The sequence below is a fragment of the Legionella steigerwaltii genome (genome assembly GCF_001468065.1).
GTDB lineage: Bacteria > Pseudomonadota > Gammaproteobacteria > Legionellales > Legionellaceae > Legionella > Legionella steigerwaltii.
Window position 1 is genome coordinate 38,121 of sequence record NZ_LNYZ01000043.1, and the last position, 18,082, is coordinate 56,202.

Sequence of the window (18,082 nt, forward strand, 5' to 3'; positions counted from 1 at the left end):
GCTGATGACGAGTGTTCTTCTTCTTTTTTAGAGCTTATTGATTTCTCTAGAATCAATTCTCCCTTCAAACGATGTATTTCTTTTTCCAACTCAGGCACTCGTGATGCCTTTTTTTCCGATTCTTGTATCGTCAATTGATCTGCTTCTTCTTTCTCCAATTGAGCAACGCCAAAATCAAGCTCTTTAATTAGTTTGTTCAGATTAGCGGTTTCTTCATCTACAAAGTCGGAGGTGCATAACTCATCAATTTTTTCTTTGTCTAGTCCTAACCAACGGCTGATCAGATTCTCGATTTTTGGACGTTCAACAAAGCAATAAACAGCTAGTGCCCCTAAACCGACAAGGATACTCGCAACAACAATAGGCCATGCTGTTGCAGCAATTGAAGCAACAAATAAACTTGCAATAGCCAAAGATACAGTCTGACCCGCAAAAAAACCACCACTAAAAAAGATAATACCAACAACACCCGTAGTGATGTATTTCCCAGCTTTTAAGTAAGGATTCTCTAACGCAGCATTAAACTTATCTCGCGCTTCCTTTAAACCTATATGGAGTTGAAGCAACTTTCTTGCGAGCTCAAGATCGGCGATTAATTGTTCCTTAGTTTTATCAGCAATTCCTGTCAGACGGGCCCTAATTGCTTTTATTTGTTTAAATTGCTCAAGTAACACATCAAGCAATTGCGGGGTATCTGAAGATTTTATACCTAAATTTTTAGAAATTTCGACTAAGTCAAAACTATAAAAAACAATCATGGAAAGGATTGAAAATAACGTTCCCACCCCAAAAAGAACAAGCGTAGGGATAGAAGAAAACATCCCCATAAATGCGGTAACACCATCAAATCCTTCACAACCAAAATAAATTGTTCCTGCAAGGGCTAATAACCCGTATTTGATTGCTGCAGACATACCTGGTTTCTTGGTTTCGTCTTCATTTTGTCCAGGATTTAATGACTTATTCAGATCCTTTAATAACGAGGCTTGCAATGAAGCGATTAAAAAAAATGCTTCATCATTAGTTGCGATCTTAGAAGTTTGTGCAAACCATTCTAACAAATCTTTTCTGTTAATTGTTGGTGCATTTTTTGGCAACAAAGCAGCTAGAGCAGCCAGAGCAGACTTGCTTTCACTTAATTTTTTAATTAGCTCTTGGCTGGTTGTACTCAGTTCAATTATCATATAGTCCCCCCCTAAATTACTGGCACTCTAAAAGCTAAGCCAAGGGATATCTGTTATATGATACTGACCATTTATTAAACAAATATTAAGTTGTAAAAGTTATTTGTAAAGAAATGCTTTTATTTTGTTAAATAAGAGTAAAATCAAAAGTATCTAATGGGGAAAAGAGACTTGTTTTATTTGTAGCCTGGATGAAGCAATAGCGTTATGCAGGATTAAGAAACTCATTTCTCTCTACAAAACCCGGGTTACGCTATCGCTTCACCCAGGCTACGGATAATTAATAAAGGGAGATTTTCTATGATAATTTTGTATTCCTATCCCGAGCTCTTTGGTGTACCAGATAACAATCCTTTTGGTTTAAAAGTGGATACTTTTCTTCGATTAACCCAAATAAAGTACCAGCATGAGCATATTATTAATACAGAGAACGTACCGCGAGGACAGTTACCTTATCTAAACGATGCAGGACAAATCATTACGGACAGTAATAATATTTTGCATTATCTGTCACAAAAATATGTTAATTTGGATCCCGATCTAACCAAAGAACAAGAAAACATTCATTTTTTAGTGACTCGCATGTTGGATAATCATTTGTATTGGGTTATGTCCTATTCACGCTGGCAGGATGATCAATTTTGGCCTTTATTCAAAGCGGAGTTCTTAAAACAACCTTCCGAATTATCAGGAGCTTCTCTTGAAAAAGTAAGAAAATACAATATTGAGAAATATCATTATCAAGGTATTGGTAGGTACTCCACTAAAGACATATATCAATCCGGTATTGATGATTTGCAAGCAATTCATCATATTTTAGGGGATAATGATTTTATATTTGGTAATGAAATACATGCTTTGGATGCCTGTTGTTATGGATTTTTGGCCAATATTTTTTATTTTGATATAGACACACCGCTAAAAGAATTTATGATAAAAACACCTTTGAAAGATTATACCAATCGAATCAGAGCATTATTGAACTATTGATGCAATGTCATTTAACGAGTAACCGTTCACGTAATGGAACTTAAGTATAATCAAACGCTCATAAATGTACTTATAGCCTGGGTGAAACGAAGTGAAACCCGGGTTTCGGTCCTTCGGACCGTCACCCAGGCTACTCTTAAGTTGACATCATTACGTGAACGGTTACTTTAGCTATTAGTCCATATGAGTTCGAGAGCTTGCAACTCCTTCTCGGTTAAAAGCTCATATTTGTTCATTGCATTGGCAGTATGATCTGGGTAATGTTCAAGACATTTTTTAATCAGTTTTAATAAATCAGCTTCATTTATAGGCTTTGTAATAAAATCAATCGCTCCTGCTTTTATCGCTTTAACCGCCATGGGGATATCTCCATAGGCTGTAATTATAATTACCTTAAGCAAGCTGTTCAGTCGTTTTAATTTTTCGAATAGCTCAAGCCCATCCATGTCAGGCATACGAACATCGGTAATCAAACAGCCTATATGTTGAGGATTATGTTGCTCCAGAAAACTTTTTGCATTCAAATAGGTTTTAACTTCAAAATTCATAGACTCAAAAAGCCATTTCAAAGCACGCAATACGTTCTCATCGTCATCAACAATATAAATGGTTTTATTCATTGTAAGGTCCCGAAGTTTGCTTAGGCAGTCTAAAAGAACATACTGTCCCCACATCTGAGGTATTTTTTTCTATTGTGAAACTACCACCATGGGCTTCAATAATTTTTCTACAAATGCTTAATCCTAGCCCTAAACCATATTCTTTGGTGCTGTAGCATGAAGCAAGTAGATTATCGAGCACATTTTGCGCAACTCCTGGTCCATTATCTGTAATAGTAACCAATACATCCGAATCGATACTTTTTATCTTAATCAACAAGATAGGATTCTTTATTTGCGCATCAACCATGGCTTCAAATGCATTATTGATAAGATTTAAAAATACCTGTCGCATTTGATTCCGATCTAAATAGACTTCATTCAAATGTTCATCAACCTCATATTGAACGGTTCCAGAAAAATTGGAATAAAATTTTGACAAAACAACAGATTGCTTCGCTAATAAAGCCAAATTAACACGTTCAAAATGCAATTCTCCATGAGTAACAAAACGCCTCATTCGCTTAATAATCGTATTGATTAATTCAACTTGTTCTAGTGCTTTTTGGAGCACATCTATAAATTCATTGCTATCTTTACCTTCTTGTTTTAAACGCAAAATACTCCCAAGAAGATAGGAATTTAGTGCCAATATAGGTTGAGAGATTTCATGAGATAATGAGGATGCTGACTCCCCTGAAAAATAACATCTTGATATACGGTCAAGAGTTGTCTGTTGTAACTGAATCAATTCCTGGTTCTTTTTTTGTTCTGTAATAAAACGCCAGGTGCCAATCATTTTAATCACATTATTTTCTGCATCGCGAATACAACGACCACGAGCCGATACCCATTCATAATGTCCTTGGGTAGATTGAATACGAAAATCCGCTATGTGATCCTCAAAATAAGCAAGAGAATCGATTAACTTATTAGCCACTTGCTCACGATCTTCTGGATGAAGTCGTGTTATAAAATTGTCTATATGACCTACTTCACTATCTGCGTTTAAAATGGATAAAGACTCAGAATAACCGAAATCAATGACTTCATTGGTGCTCAAATCCCACTGCCAAACATTTAATTTGCCGACGTCGAGTAATTCCATTAAATAATCACGAGAGATTTCGTAGGTGAGATTATTTGCGAATAGGTCTTCGGAGCATTTCTTTTTTGAATCGATAAACATCTTGGAATTTATCATTTATGTATCCTCTGTGATTGAGTCATCCATTCCATGATTTATACAGTTTGTCGCATAAGAAACCGTTCTTTCGCTTTTGAAATGATATCACAGGATCATCCCATAATATGAGTTAATATATACCATAATGTTTTTTTATATAAACGCTAATTTGGCATATAAAAAAGATACGGCTTGGATCATTTTATTCCAAGCCGTTATTGAAATCACCTAGATTTATCTTAGTCAGCTAGTTCATAAGGTATATAAACGGGATTCCATATGTTGGCAGCAAGTTCATTCTCAAACTCAGCCTCATTAACCCCAGCAAGACCTTCTAAAATCGCCTGTTTCCCTACAGCTTTTGCTACCTCAAGGCTAATTGAACGAAGATTTGCAATGGGAGGTAGAAGATTTGCCGACTTATTTTTCTTCGCCGGCGAACATTCGGCAAGCGCAAGCGCTGAAGCCTTGATCATCCCATCAGAAACTCGTTTTGCCTTCGCCGAGATAATGCCTAAAGCCAATCCTGGGAAAATGTATGAATTATTCGTCTGATCAATATGAAATTCTTTCCCATTAAACTTTACTGGCTCAAAGGGGCTTCCTGTTCCAATTAAAGCACGCCCATCAGTCCAAGTCAGAAGGTCTTTGGGAACTGCTTCACTATGAGAGGTTGGATTAGATAGTGGAAAAATAACAGGCCGGTCTGTGTATTTAGCCATGGTGCGCACCACCTCTTCAGTAAATGCACCTTGTTGTGTCGAAACCCCAATTAGGGCAGTAGGTTTCACATTACGAACAACATCCAACAATCCAATTTCCTCACGGTTAGTAACCTGCCATCCATCTACTTCGGAACGCTTACGAGCAAAAGCAAGCTGATCTTGAGTCAATCCTTTGCCACCTTCCACCAGCAGCCCATACCTGTCCACAGCATAGATGCGATCAGCTGCCTCTTGATCGCTTAATCCTGCATTCATAAGGGCACCGCGTATTAGTTGAGCAATTCCATGCCCAGTTCCTCCGAAACCAAAGAATACGATTTTTTGATCTTTTAGTGGGATTCCAGTCACATTAATGGCGGAAAGCAGAGTACCTGTCGCCATAGCTGCAGTTCCCTGGATGTCATCATTAAAAGTACACAGTTGATCTCGATAACGCGTCAACAATTGTGCTGCATTCGCACCAGCGAAATCCTCCCATTGCAGAAGAACATTGGGCCAACGACGTTTTACGGCGGATACAAATGCATCAACAAACTCATTATACTCAGCACCACGAATACGATTATGGCGCCAGCCAATATAAAGCGGGTCGGCCAATCGTTCTTCATTGTCTGTTCCTACATCCAGTAAAATAGGCAAACAATATTGAGGGGGAATACCGGCCAAAGCAGTATAAAGCGCCATTTTTCCAATCGGGATCCCCATTCCTCCGGCCCCCTGATCACCAAGACCAAGAATACGTTCACCGTCACTTACAACAATACATTTAATCAAGTCATAGCGTGGATGCGAAAGAATTTGATCGATCATGTTCTTATTGGGGTAACTTAGGAATAGACCGCGAGGTTTGCGGAATACCTCACTAAATTTTTGACATCCTTCCCCAACAACAGGGGTATAAACAATGGGGAGCATTTCCTCGATATTGTTAATGATCAATGAGTAAAAAAGAGTTTCATTGTTATCTTGGAGATCGCGCAAAAAACTGTATTTTTCTAAAGAGGTTGGCAATGCAGTCAATCCATCATGACGACGTTTTTGCTGTTCCTCTAAGGTACTCACCTGGGGCGGTAATAAACCATGCAGCGAGAAGGCATCCCTTTCATCATTAGTAAATGCTGTACCTTTATTTAATCTGGAATTGTTGAGCAGATTATAACCTGTCAATTTCGTTTTGATGATACCTTCTTTGAGATATTGAGTTTCTTGAGCCGATTTTTTCATTTCAAAATATCCTTTTTGATAAGTGTTTTTATAAAATTTAATAAATCAATATAGGGCCTGTTTCCATTCCGCTAGCTTGGTAGAGGTATAAATTCTTTATCATCACCGGGTATTTTCCCAAATTTTCCTTCTGTCCAATCTAATTTCGCTTGTTCAATTCGTTCTCTCGAACTGGACACAAAATTCCACCAAACAAATCGTCGCTCTTCTAAAGCAGCACCACCCAGAATAATCATATGCACCTCAGAGTCTGCGATAACTTTTAGCTCAGCTCCTGGCTTAAGAACTAACATCCTCATGGCATTATAAACTATATTGTCAATGATTATCTTACCACTTAAAAGATGAATTGCGCGTTCTTCTACCGTAGATGACACGATCAGCTCAGCATGAGCCTCCAAATTACATTCAACAAAAAGTGCATCGCTTGGAGTAATAACCGCGGATCTAAGTCCCATCCACTCCCCTGCAATTACCCGAAAATTCATATTTTTATCATTCTTCGTAGGAATTGCACTTTTGTCATAATGTGTAAATGAAGGATTTGTTTCCTCTTTATTAAGAGGTAATGCAAGCCAACACTGGATGCCAAAAAAATGTTGTGGATAGAAACGATCATGTTGTGGCGTTCGTTCTGAATGAGCAATTCCCCGTCCTGCTGTCATTAAGTTGACTTCACCTGGAACAATAATTTGATGACTCCCAAGTGTATCTCGATGTTCCAATCGACCCGAGAATAAATAAGTCATAGTGGATAAACCTATATGAGGGTGTGGACGTACATCAATTCCCTTGCCTGTAAGCAGTTCACTAGGTCCTGCTTGATCCCAGAAAACAAAAGGCCCTACTGTTCTTTTTTCTTTGGACGGTAGTATGCGCCCCACTTGAAACCCTCCGAGATCCACTGATCTCGGAATCAACTCCACACTAATTTGCCGGGGACAACCTTGGGTCTCACATATAGGGTCTTTTGCATTAAAATAACTCATTCTTAGTACTCTCCCTAGATCATTCGAGACCACAATATCGGTTGCAGCATTTGAAATAAGCATAGCCTATATTAAGAGTTCCTGTCGCCCCAAGAGAGTAACAAAGAAAAGGGATATGCTAAGAATGAAACATTCTGATCATCAATAACTTAGCCGTAAAGATAAAAATTATCCCATAAATTTTTTAATGGCTATACTTATAAAAATAACTGAATCAAGGAATGAATTAATATGAACTCATACTGCTTTGATTTTTCTGCAATAAAAGCGCGTTTCTTCAGTTTAACGATAACGCTTTTATTTTTAGGTTGTTTCAGCATGGCCTCTTTTGCCGTACAACCTAGTCTCATAAAAAATCCAGACGGATCATCTGTAGAAACTAAAGCTGATGGTACTGTAATCGTGACAAATGCCAATGGCTCATCAGTACAAACCAACCCAGATGGCACTAAGATTATTACCAATCAAGACCATTCTTCGGTGGTCGAAAAACCGGATGGTACTGAAATTATTACCAACCCTGATGGCTCTAAAGTACAAAAAAACCCAGATGGGAGCAAAATTGTAACCAACGCGGATCATTCTTCTGTAGTCTATAAAACCGATGGAACTAAGATCATTACCAACACAGACGGTTCATCAGTACAAGTTAATCCTGATGGAAAGAAAATTGTTAAAGATCCTAGTGGCAAAATTCTTAACTAGTTCGTGAAACAGACGTAAAAAGCATAACCGCTTTTTACGTCATAGCCCCTTTTACCAATTTTAATCAGACTTCTTACATGTTTGATTAAATTTCGCTACCAATTCATCGAGCATATTTTGTTTTAACTTCGTTTTACCAGCAGTAACATAAGAAGTGAATAATTGATTAAAGCATGGCTGGAGTGAACCTTGTTCGGGCATTTCTTGAATCTCTTTCACAGAGTCTAAATCAACGTAATTCAGTTGCACCTGAGCATTTAAGTTCAGCTCATAATATGCTTTAGCAACACAACAAATGGCACAAGCCGCCAAATCATCATAAGCTTTAACTTGTGGAGAAGCGTTTTTAGACAGTGCAATAAGATCGTAGGCAGTAAGATTTTGGCTAAAATTTAAATGATCATTTACAACAGCTACATCTTGCACTCCACCATTACAACGATCACCCCCTACTAGAGTTTCGATTTCCAAAGTATTTGTATTTTTTCTTTTGACTTTATATAGAGTAGTAAAATCTCCTGTACCTCCACCGCTATTAATGGTGTAAAGCCAATACACGTTTTTCCCTGCATTGAAAAATTTATAATAACTGTACCCTTCTGCTGGACCTGGATATTCAGGATCTTGCCAGTTATAACCTATATACCCCTTTGCAATTAGACTGGCATTTTGTCCTTTCACTGCGTATTTATCTTTTGCTAATCCACATTGCTCAAGATTAATTTCTTTCCCTTCCATGTTAAAAAAACACAAGGCATCGATGGGTTTATTATGAAACATCAAATCAGCAGGAACGGCTGCACTAATTTTTGCCGTACATAAATAGGAAAACAAAATAAACCAGAATATTCTAATCTTCATTTTAAAAGACATCCCTTAAATCCCTTAGCAACCTATGATGCGACGTTTTTATTCAACAGAATAAACTATACCCGTTTGCGCGCCCTCAACACTTTTGCTAAACGCCAGAGCAACGCGACTTGCTGGCACCGATTCAAAACCACGAAAAAAAGGTGCATATCGATTCATTGATTCTGTGATGACGGTAGGGCTTACTGCATTGATACGGAGATGATGGGGCAATTCAATCGCCGCGCTTTTTACAAAAGAATTAATCGCGCCATTTACCATGGATGCAGAAGTACCCATCAAGATTGGATCATGACTTAAAATACCACTTGTTAAAGTAAATGAGCCTCCTTTATTGATGTACTTAAGCCCAGCTAATACCAACCTAACTTGTCCCATTAATTTACTATCCAGACCTATAGCATATTGCTCTTCAGAAAATTTTGTTAGCGCTTCAAAATATACTTCACCAGTTACAGCGACAACCGCATCGAAGGAACCGATTGATTTATATAGCAATTCAATTGAATTGGCGTCTCTAATGTCAACTTGAAAATCACCAGTTGTATTCCCTACTGTAATTACCGTGTGGCGTTGAGCTAACTCCTTACAAACCGCTTCACCTATTGTTCCAGTTCCACCGATTACTATAACTTTCATTGTATTTCCTATTGTCAGAGGTCAGTCATAACAAGCATTTTACCCGTCTTGGGGCCTGTTGAAGTTCGTTAGATTGAGCCAAAATGGTGTGATTTCAGAGCACCGAAACGTAGAAAAGTCACCCCATTTCGACCAAGAGAGTATAATTGTCAACAACCCCTATTCTAACCCATATATTTGTTCTAGTATGTCATCAATACCTTTGCGGGCAGCTAAAATTGCAGGAGCAGTTTTGCAGTTCGTTTGGTTCGCATCCCCTAACAATCGGTAAGAACGATGCAGGTCGGTTCTGGCATTAAACCAGTATTCTTTTAATATGAACTGCCCGCTACGTTCTACTAATCGTGCCGATTCTTGTATCAAAGAGGAGCAATTGTTGGTTTGATCGACATTTAATTCTTCAATTTTTTGCGATAATTCATGACATTGATTTGCAAGATAAGCTTTTTGCTCTTCAGGCATCATACTGTATGCTGAAAGAGAACATAATAAAAATGGAACACTGATAAGAAGTTTTTTAAGCATTTGATCATCCTTTAACAATTTAAGTCCAAAATTTTCACACAGAATTCTTACATGCTATTTTTAACTTTTCAATGATCCTAGGAATTTACATTACATTTAAACGCAATAATTAATTTCTATTTAATAAGATTAAGGATCTGTTAATCATAAATTGGTAATATAAGCAGCAATTAGTACTAGGACCTTGAAGATGCTTTACTATTACGTTGATATTCAAAATAAAAATTATTATAAATGGGGCACTAACGAAAAGGGAGATCCTGAGTTTTATTATTTATATAACAGCAAATGGACAGAAATTCCCATTAAAGCTAAGAAAAAAACAAAACTTGGTTGGGAGTATGATCTTGGCCAAATTAATACAACTAAACTTACTCTAACGACATTTAATGATTTTAATAGCATTAGTTTGTCATTTTTTAGTCCTTCACCATCAAATCTTTTTGGAACAACCCAAACGAATCAACTTCATTTAATAAATAAAAATTTAGTACCATTTCAAGATGAGACAGCGAAGTCCCATAAACCTACTCCTTCCACTCAACCCAAAATCAGACTAAAAATTTATAACCTGAATGACCTGACTTCAAATCAAATAGAAAGACTGAAAGAACACAAAAAAATGCTTGAGGGACGTTGGTTTGAGCGTCGCATCCATGATTATTTATTTTTTTGTCAAGGACGTACCAAAACCGAAAAAATCACTGAGATCACTAAATTGCTTAGAGGGGAGGCCTGTGACCCCAATGTGGTGGAACAAGGACGTACTGGAAAAATTTTAAACAGATGATTTTTTATTTCTAGGTGAACTTAAAGTATATCAAACGCTCATCATCGCACTTGTAGCCTGGGTGAAACGAAGTGAAACCCAGGTTTCGGACCTTCGCCCAGGCTACCCTTAAATTGGCGCCAATGAGCGAACGCGTCCTTTTTTTCTTTAATTCTTTATTTCAATTTTTGATTGCATGATAATAAAAATCTGACAAAAAATATCGTATATTTTTTGTCAGGCATCCGAGAGGAATAATAAATAAAAAAGGACAATTATGTATCGATTTATCAAAAAATTATTATCTTGTGTTCTGGTTTTAATCAGCACTTCCGTTTTTTCTGCACCACTCGAAATCAATCTTGACCCCAATAAACCAGTTCTTTTAACCAATACGAATAAACAAACGCTTTCTCTATTATGTGAAGTACATGCGGTTGCAAGCGTAAAAAATTATATTTCCATTCAGGTGGTGAGTGGAAAAGGAATGTTTAATGGTACTACACTGAAACAAGGTGATTCTTTAGTCTCTGCGTTAACCAATTTGCAACAAATCCCCATATCAGCAGATCCTGGAGCCAAAGCTCACGTCACGAATTTAGGCACTCAACCAGTAAAAGCAATATGTAACTAAATGTATCTATCTTTTGTTCAGGCTGGTTTCCCTCCAGCCCTCAACTTAATTGATATCTGAACTATCACGCATCGAAACACCCAGAGTTAAAACAGCTTCTATAAAAAACGTAATTCTATCTAAAAATGAAGCAAAAGCTAAATTTTTAAAAATACTCTGGATAACCTGGATAACATTAGCTATTCTCAATGAGGCAGAAGTACCTATTACAATCAAAGGAGTGATAAATTATGAATTTTTTCAGGGAGATCGCTATTCCTGTTCTTTCCATAATGTTTTCTTTAACAACTTACGCAGCAGACACTGCACCAGGTGCTGGTACTGGTGGAGACTTTCAAACTCTTTGTACGAATGCTTGGATGAAAAAAGCAGATGAGGCAAAAGATAAAGTAGATTTTAAAAATTTTGGAGAAAAATATTGTGCTTGCGCTGCAAAGTTACCTTTAGATAGTGACGCTGCAGTTCAAAAAGCTGTTCATCTCTGCATGTCAAGAACCCTGCTGCATGATACAATGGATACAGTGGAAGATGAAGTAGGTTTAAGTAAAGCAAAAGACGGCGATATAATGGATTATTGCCAAGACAGATGGAGTCTTGTTGATCCCAAACAAACGGATGAGGATAAGAAATTAATTAGTTCTTATTGTGAATGTGCTAAGCCTAAATTAATGGATCTGCTGAAACGATCTAATGATATGACCGACAAACAATATGACGATGAGATTAATAGTATTGCAGATGCTTGTGCTGACAATGCTGTTGCCTCAAAACCCACACCTGCAAGTTAAGTCTTACCCTTCTCCCACAAACGGGAGAGGGGAAATTTTCTCAGCTCTGTTGAACGCTTTCAAATCAAGTAGGATCCGATATATTGATAGAAACTCCTTCCAGGAATAAAAGTGGTTTTTTTAAGGCCTTAGTCAACCTTCCCCAACATAATTGACAAGGAACAAATCTCCTGACGCAGGCAATTTTTTCTCTAGTGATTTGAATCATGCAGGTTCGAAAAACAATATGATATTCCAAACCAGCACCAATTTTTTGTGCTATAGCATCACAATTAGGCTCGACAATTTGTGTGGCTAATGCTTCAGAGGCAAGTAGGGATGCCTCCGGTGGTAAATTACTATAAATGCTTTTAAATTCGTTGTCATAAAAAACCATTTCTTTCTCTAAACAATAAGCATAACGATCCCGAGTAAGAGAAAATTGGCATTTACCGCTGTACCTCAAATAATTCGCATGTACATGAGCCGAAATTAAAAAAAGACAGAATAAAAAAACAATAGGATATGTTTTTTTCATCGTACCCTCACCTATTCCAGTAGATCGGCTTTTGTGCCTCGTTCGAATTAATGGGACATCCTAATCCACTATAAATGCTAATCACGCATTAATTCAACTAGGGTCTGTTGACAATTCTACTTTCTTGGCCAAACTAACGAATTGTAAACAGGCCCTAACCTATGTGTTATGATTTGCAACCTAATAAAAAAGTAGCGAACCCCATATGAACTACACAAAATATGGTTATAAAGTACAGCCAATCACCGAAAGCCCAGGATATACCTGGTTATTCTTACCTGGTGGCCCTGGTCTGGGTTCTGAATACCTCACCAATTTGTGCCGTAAATTGCAATTACCAGGATCTATTTTTCTTTTAGATTTTCCGCAAGATGGCATAAATACTCAAGGCAAACTTGATATTAAATATTGGCAAGATGGTTTAATTGATTTATTAAAATCCATTTCTAAACCCATATTAGTTACACACAGTTTTTCAGGGATGTTTGCTTTAAATTTACCCGAACTGGAACATCACCTGGCAGGACTGGTCTTAATGAATACCACAACTGAAAACAGTTTTTTTCAGCATGTAAGTGCTATGCAACAGCGACATCATTTACCCGATTTAGTACCTGCTGCCAGTAACTATCATTTGGCACCTTCGAATGAACTCTATAGAGAGTTTTGGAATACCTACAAACACTACTGCTTTACAACTGCAGAGTTGCAGGAAGGAGAAAAAATCATTCCTCTTTTTGCCTTTAATAATACAGCCTATCATTATGCCATAGAGCATTTTTATCCAGACTATTATTGTAAATGGTTTCCAGAAACTCTACCCACAATGACCATTGCCAGCGAAAATGACTTTATTTGCCCACCCCAAATTTTTCAGGCCAATAAAAAATTCCAGGGAAAAAATAGTATTCATAAAATAATTAGAAAGGCAGGTCATTGTCCTTGGTTAATTTTTTTTGATGAGGTTCAACATTGCTTTGACGAATTTGTATTGAAACTGAACTCTGTAACAACGAATGAATAAGCATTTTGATTAGGAGAATGAAATGTATCCAATAACAACCATTACCGGTTCCTTATTAGCTCTCGCCTATATTTATCTTTCACTCCAAGTCGTGACACTGCGCCACAGACATAAAGTTTCAGTAGGAAGCAAAGAGTTTGCTGATTTGGAAATGGCAATTAGAGCTCACGGCAATTTTGGAGAATATGTTCCGTTTACACTAATCTTACTTTTTTGTGCTGAAGCAAATAAAGCGAACTGGATAGTCCTTGTAACTTTGGTTTTTTTCTTTATCTTAGGACGCATCTTCCATGCCTATGCGTTTCTTAAAAGTAAGCATCACCTTAAATTTCGAGTTCGCGGGATGATCCTGACTTTTATCGTGATGGCCTTTCTTTCGTTTTTAAATTTAGTACTCCTCTTTCTAAAATAATAAAGGATGCAAATTTTGTATCCTTTTTGTCTTAATGAAATAAATTGTTAACTGGCTGGAAAATAATTATAGGGCTTGAAAATTGATATTTTTGCTGGAATCCATTATTTTTCTTGCTATAAAAAATCACATGACCAGGGTTAAGGAATGGCCAACCGTCTTATAAATAAGAATGTTAATATTTATAAGTATCCTCATGAGCTGGAAAACAATTTAGGTTCGATTACTCTTGGCGATTTACATGGTAATCCAATCAAACTTATTCATTTTCTTTTTCGTTATCAAATCATTCAATTTAACAATGAGGTTAAGAATGTTGAGGAAGCGTATCAACAATTTGTAACACTTTATGAGCAATACGGTGAAATTCTTCAGGAATATCTTGAAAACCGTCTTCTTTTACAATTCACGCAAATCAAAATAGATAATGCAAAAGAACGAATCGCAAATCTAGACAAACAATTATTAACTGCAGAAACTCTAACGGTTCAAACCTTGTCCCAATTGCGGGAACAAACACGAATAAAATTAAAAACAGCTGAAGAAGAACAAAAAATATTAACGCAAAAACTAACCGCCCCCAAAGAGAAGCTGTCTCACTGTGTTAGTCAATTTAATCACTTCATGTCCAAATTAGAAGTTCGTGATAATCAAACGCTGATTCGCCTCATTGGCGATGAAATAGCTGATCGTGGCAATTGTGATTATTTCATGTTTAGAATTCTTCATATGCTTCGCCGAAATCATTGTCCATTAAATATTCTGGCTTCGAACCATGGCAGTGAGTTTATTTATGCGTTTGAACAATTCATGGCAGGACATTCCTTTGCTCCCCCAGGGTATATTGGTGATGTTCAAATCCCTTCTTTTTGGGGTCTTAAACTGTTGCTTGAACATGATATTATTCGCCATGAGGAATTAACCCAGTTAGTCAATGAAAGCTATAAGCCCGCACTGAAGATACTGGATTACACACTGAGTGAACAGGGTATTACTTTATTTAGCCATGCTCCCATTCGCTTCGATGCCATTCAACTGATGGCTGCACGTCTTGGGGTAAATTATGATGATTCCACTGCGAGTGCGTTAGCAGCAACCATCGATCAGATTAACCATCAATTTCAATTCTATGTTGAAAACAATACCATACACTCGTTGTTTCATTCCGACGCGATTCATGACAGAACGAATATGTCAGAACAAGAACGAGCGACATGGCCATTAGTTTATCTGTTCTGGAATCGTTGGGATGCAACAAAAGAAACAGAAACAGCAAGACCAGCGACACACAATGGCTATAAGATTAACTATGTTCATGGACATGATGGTTTTCAAAGTCTACTGCCTCACATTTACAACCTGGATACCGCTTGCGGCAAAGACCCACGAAAAACTGAAGATGAAAAGATTGACAAAGCATTTCGCTTTATCAAAGAGAATCACAATAAAACCGTAGATAAAACACCTTCAGAATCCTATCTTCGTGATGTTTTAAAATTAAAAGTGTTTGATTCAGACGAACACAGTTTAGAATTCAAGAAGCAAAATAAACTGGAATCGCTAAAAACTTCTCATGGTATCGAACTCAATGACAGCATAAAAAAATTAGGCCTACTTGGAAAACCTATGGTGCCGTCTTCTACTTCATTCATTGAATTGAACACACCAACAACTAAGACCAGCCTACGAGAATTGATTATTACTTCAGAGGAAGAGGATAAAATAGTTTTCTTCTTGAATTAAATTAGGAATCAACTACTGAAACGTCCTCTTATCTATACCAAGTATTAAACGATACTGTAGATTCGTAGCCTGGGTGGAGCGCAGCGGAACCCGGGAACTCAGAATATGTATGAACTTCGCAATCCCGGGTTTCGCTGCGCTCCACCCAGGCTACAGTTGGAAACTTATCGTTGATGCTGAAAAAACAACTTCTTATCACCGTAATTTGAAGCCAATAAAGGGCTTTCCAGCATTAAGGTCCCTATATGGTATTCGGTTCCTTGATATTCTCCATAAACTTCATAGATTGGCCCCATAGGTATTTCTGAAAATGAGACTCTGAAGTCTTCTCGTGAATTTTCAGGGATCAAATCCTTAACGAAGTTAGTTGGTCTGAAATAGATCCGCTCAGGAAAGACCGGGATCCCATTAAATTTCCCTTCACTCGTCCAGGCAGCTAAATGCCACAAAGGAAGATTATTTGCAGGATCACGAGTCCATTCAAATATTTTTTCAATCGCCTTCAAGGTCCAACTTGTAGGATGAGGTATTTGATTCGAAAAGTCTTTTGCAAAATAATTCCAGTTGTCTTTTTGTCCCTCTAGCAAATTCATCACCTGCAAATTGACTGAAGGATGTTCAGAGATTAAAAATTTAATCGCCATACCAGGAATATAATTATCATCAGCAGGAGGCGTGGCTAGGGAAAGTCGAGCGACACCTATTGCCCCAGTTTGATAAATACCGGTGAATGGATGATCTGGTGCAGGAACTAATGCGATTTTTCCTACTGAACCATTGGCATGAATAATTTTTACTCGTCCCTCAGGAAGTTCATCACTGGCAGTATCAAATGTAGGATTTAAGTTAAATAATCCTTTTAATTTTTCGAGTACTTCATTAAAACTATTGCCCGTAAGCTGCGGTAAGGGATCTTCTTCATGACTTTCGATAATTTCATTCCATAGTAAATGACGCTTTTCTGCAGCAGATAATTCCTGGTAATTGCAAGGTAATTGAGCATATAAAGCAAAACTCATGAAAAAATAGATGAGTCCACTAAAAATCAAAGTCAAACAACGACACATCGTAACCTCCTTGTCTTCAAAGTTAATTTTTTTTGAACAGAGTATACGAAATAACGAAGCTTTTCTAGGCCGCGTATCCATTATGTTTTTTTAAAATTTGTAGCCTGGGTGCAGCGTAGCGAAACCCGGGTTAAAGAGACTATACTATCCCTGTTCCGCTACGCGGCACCAAGGCCACAAATTTGAGAAGCTACGACCTCATAAAATGGTCATAAATAGCACGACTTGCAAGGGCGATAGCACGACTACGCGGGTAATCACTGGCTGATTTTGATTTAACATAGACTGCAATCGCGATATGACCTTTATTATTAGGCAAAGTAATAATGCCAACGTCACTAACAAAACGATAAAGTTTTTTAGACCCTGGATATCTTAAATAGTCCCGTTCATAAATAGACCAAGTTCCTGTTTTATGAGCTACTTTAACATGGGGTGGCAATAATCCTTTTATTCTACTGCGGCCAGTTCGGCATTGCTCCATGATTTTCATGAGAAGATTAGTGCTTGATTCTGAAAGTGCTTGTTTTTTATATAATTTCACAAGCAATTTTGCCATATCATTAGGCGTCGTAGTATCGCGCGTGTCTTTTTCAAAACGTTGCCATGCTCTCTGCTTTTCTTTCAGGGGAACACGATTCGATATTTTTTGCCAGGAATATATAGGCTGACGTTTTTTTAAAAATGAACGATCCACATGATTTGTATCTACAAACATTTCCATAATGGAGCGATTAATAAAAATATTTTTGAAGCCCAGAGCACTCATACGTTGTGCTACATATTTAGGGCCATTAGCCGCCTGCAATAATGCATCACTTGCGCTGTTATCACTATTTTTGAGAGTATGCATCAGTATTTGTTTTAAAGAAATATTCAATTTTTTCTTTTCGAATAAATAATGCAGCGCTCCAGAACCAGGAACTGAATTACGTGAATCCATTTTAATGACACGATTCAAAGAATCTTTTTTCTCATCAACGCGGTGTAAAAAAGCCATTGCAATAGGTAATTTGATTGTACTTGCCATGAAAAATCGCTGATTGCTATTATGTGCAATCACCTTGTTTTTCTCTATATAAATTGCAGTAACCCCCATGATTGTATTCGATTTTTTTTCAATGGCATTTAATTTTTTAATTAGTTCTGCATCACTCTGAGCAGCAAAACCAGTTACTGAAAATACAAAAACCAAAAACCAACACATCAAGGTACCTTTTATACCTAGAGTATTGGTATACTGCGCCAGTAATTTTTTCATAAAATATTTAATCCATTTCTCATTATTTTTATTCAATTTAGCGTAATAACCAGCAATAAGTTCATTACTGTATATTTCAAATCGTATGATAAAACGTACGTTAGAAATTTCCCTATCAGCATGTAACAGTCCATAGTTTGTTAGGAAGGTTTGCGACCTGGATCAGGGATTTAATTTTCTTTACCGTACCAGCTACTTATCTAATATCTCACAATTAAGTGCCTGGATAAA

At 37.2% G+C, this 18,082-nt stretch carries 19 protein-coding genes; 8 read left to right on the top strand and 11 right to left on the bottom strand.

All coding sequences use genetic code 11. The annotated features are described in order from the left end of the window. Positions 1–1,184 (bottom strand): hypothetical protein (locus tag Lstg_RS16980; RefSeq protein ID WP_238585477.1); only part of this gene is annotated, 1,184 nt, incomplete at its 3' end. A 300-nt stretch (positions 1,185–1,484) separates the two neighbouring features. Here Lstg_RS16980 and Lstg_RS16985 point away from each other — a divergent pair. After that, complete coding sequence (locus Lstg_RS16985; protein WP_058478801.1) at positions 1,485–2,174, top strand: glutathione S-transferase family protein; 690 nt, start codon at positions 1,485–1,487, stop codon at positions 2,172–2,174. Between the two features lie 167 nt (positions 2,175–2,341). Here the strand turns inward: Lstg_RS16985 and Lstg_RS16990 are convergent, their stop codons facing one another. The 4 genes from Lstg_RS16990 to Lstg_RS17005 all read right to left on the bottom strand — a co-directional run bounded on the left by Lstg_RS16990 (position 2,342) and on the right by Lstg_RS17005 (position 6,897). Further along, positions 2,342–2,794 (bottom strand): response regulator transcription factor, encoded by a 453-nt coding sequence (locus tag Lstg_RS16990; RefSeq protein ID WP_058478802.1) that lies wholly within the window; start codon positions 2,792–2,794, stop codon positions 2,342–2,344. Beyond that, the gene (locus Lstg_RS16995; RefSeq protein WP_058478803.1) at positions 2,787–3,977 is read right to left on the bottom strand and encodes a sensor histidine kinase; all 1,191 of its coding nucleotides are present in this window, start codon (positions 3,975–3,977) and stop codon (positions 2,787–2,789) included. Before Lstg_RS16995 ends, Lstg_RS16990 begins: the two co-directional genes overlap by 8 nt. 221 nt (positions 3,978–4,198) lie before the next feature. Continuing rightward, positions 4,199–5,908 carry an NAD-dependent malic enzyme gene (locus tag Lstg_RS17000; protein WP_058478804.1) on the bottom strand — a complete coding sequence of 570 codons (1,710 nt, stop codon included), beginning with the start codon at positions 5,906–5,908 and terminating at the stop codon, positions 4,199–4,201. Positions 5,909–5,979: 71 nt separating this feature from the next. After that, a complete protein-coding gene (locus Lstg_RS17005) occupies positions 5,980–6,897 on the bottom strand; it encodes a pirin family protein (RefSeq protein WP_058478840.1) in 918 nt (305 codons plus the stop codon). 231 nt (positions 6,898–7,128) lie between these two features. Between Lstg_RS17005 and Lstg_RS17010 the strand changes: the two genes are divergently transcribed. Continuing rightward, positions 7,129–7,602, top strand: a complete 474-nt coding sequence (locus tag Lstg_RS17010; protein WP_058478805.1) for a T-complex 10 C-terminal domain-containing protein — start codon at positions 7,129–7,131, stop codon at positions 7,600–7,602. Between the two features lie 60 nt (positions 7,603–7,662). On the opposite strand, the gene Lstg_RS17015 is transcribed toward Lstg_RS17010, so the two are convergent. From Lstg_RS17015 to Lstg_RS17025, 3 genes are all read right to left on the bottom strand, one after another. After that, entirely contained in the window at positions 7,663–8,463 is an 801-nt protein-coding gene (locus Lstg_RS17015; protein WP_058478841.1) for a hypothetical protein, read from the bottom strand. Positions 8,464–8,511: 48 nt separating this feature from the next. After that, positions 8,512–9,111 (bottom strand): short chain dehydrogenase, encoded by a 600-nt coding sequence (locus Lstg_RS17020; RefSeq protein ID WP_058478806.1) that lies wholly within the window; start codon positions 9,109–9,111, stop codon positions 8,512–8,514. A gap of 159 nt (positions 9,112–9,270) precedes the next feature. Beyond that, entirely contained in the window at positions 9,271–9,636 is a 366-nt protein-coding gene (locus Lstg_RS17025; RefSeq protein WP_058478807.1) for a hypothetical protein, read from the bottom strand. A 190-nt stretch (positions 9,637–9,826) separates the two neighbouring features. Between Lstg_RS17025 and Lstg_RS17030 the strand changes: the two genes are divergently transcribed. The 3 genes from Lstg_RS17030 (at position 9,827) to Lstg_RS17040 (ending at position 11,827) form a co-directional block, all read left to right on the top strand. After that, complete coding sequence (locus Lstg_RS17030; RefSeq protein ID WP_058478808.1) at positions 9,827–10,426, top strand: hypothetical protein; 600 nt, start codon at positions 9,827–9,829, stop codon at positions 10,424–10,426. Between the two features lie 256 nt (positions 10,427–10,682). Beyond that, positions 10,683–11,039, top strand: a complete 357-nt coding sequence (locus Lstg_RS17035; RefSeq protein WP_058478809.1) for a hypothetical protein — start codon at positions 10,683–10,685, stop codon at positions 11,037–11,039. A gap of 230 nt (positions 11,040–11,269) precedes the next feature. Further along, positions 11,270–11,827: a hypothetical protein gene (locus Lstg_RS17040; protein WP_058478810.1), complete on the top strand. Its 558-nt coding sequence runs from the start codon at positions 11,270–11,272 to the stop codon at positions 11,825–11,827. A gap of 64 nt (positions 11,828–11,891) precedes the next feature. On the opposite strand, the gene Lstg_RS17045 is transcribed toward Lstg_RS17040, so the two are convergent. Further along, positions 11,892–12,344 carry a lysozyme inhibitor LprI family protein gene (locus tag Lstg_RS17045; RefSeq protein ID WP_058478811.1) on the bottom strand — a complete coding sequence of 151 codons (453 nt, stop codon included), beginning with the start codon at positions 12,342–12,344 and terminating at the stop codon, positions 11,892–11,894. A 205-nt stretch (positions 12,345–12,549) separates the two neighbouring features. Here Lstg_RS17045 and Lstg_RS17050 point away from each other — a divergent pair, with 205 nt between their 5' ends. The 3 genes from Lstg_RS17050 to wip all read left to right on the top strand — a co-directional run bounded on the left by Lstg_RS17050 (position 12,550) and on the right by wip (position 15,523). Then, a complete protein-coding gene (locus Lstg_RS17050; protein WP_058478812.1) occupies positions 12,550–13,368 on the top strand; it encodes an alpha/beta fold hydrolase in 819 nt (272 codons plus the stop codon). Positions 13,369–13,390: 22 nt separating this feature from the next. Then, positions 13,391–13,780: an MAPEG family protein gene (locus tag Lstg_RS17055; RefSeq protein WP_058478813.1), complete on the top strand. Its 390-nt coding sequence runs from the start codon at positions 13,391–13,393 to the stop codon at positions 13,778–13,780. 147 nt (positions 13,781–13,927) lie between these two features. Further along, positions 13,928–15,523 carry a Dot/Icm T4SS effector Wip gene (gene wip / locus Lstg_RS17060; protein ID WP_058478814.1) on the top strand — a complete coding sequence of 532 codons (1,596 nt, stop codon included), beginning with the start codon at positions 13,928–13,930 and terminating at the stop codon, positions 15,521–15,523. A 164-nt stretch (positions 15,524–15,687) separates the two neighbouring features. On the opposite strand, the gene Lstg_RS17065 is transcribed toward wip, so the two are convergent. Together Lstg_RS17065 and bla are read right to left on the bottom strand one after the other, a co-directional pair. After that, positions 15,688–16,590, bottom strand: a complete 903-nt coding sequence (locus tag Lstg_RS17065; protein ID WP_058478815.1) for a hypothetical protein — start codon at positions 16,588–16,590, stop codon at positions 15,688–15,690. Between the two features lie 190 nt (positions 16,591–16,780). Continuing rightward, positions 16,781–17,851: a class A beta-lactamase gene (gene bla / locus Lstg_RS17070; protein ID WP_058478816.1), complete on the bottom strand. Its 1,071-nt coding sequence runs from the start codon at positions 17,849–17,851 to the stop codon at positions 16,781–16,783. Positions 17,852–18,082 lie beyond the last annotated feature (231 nt).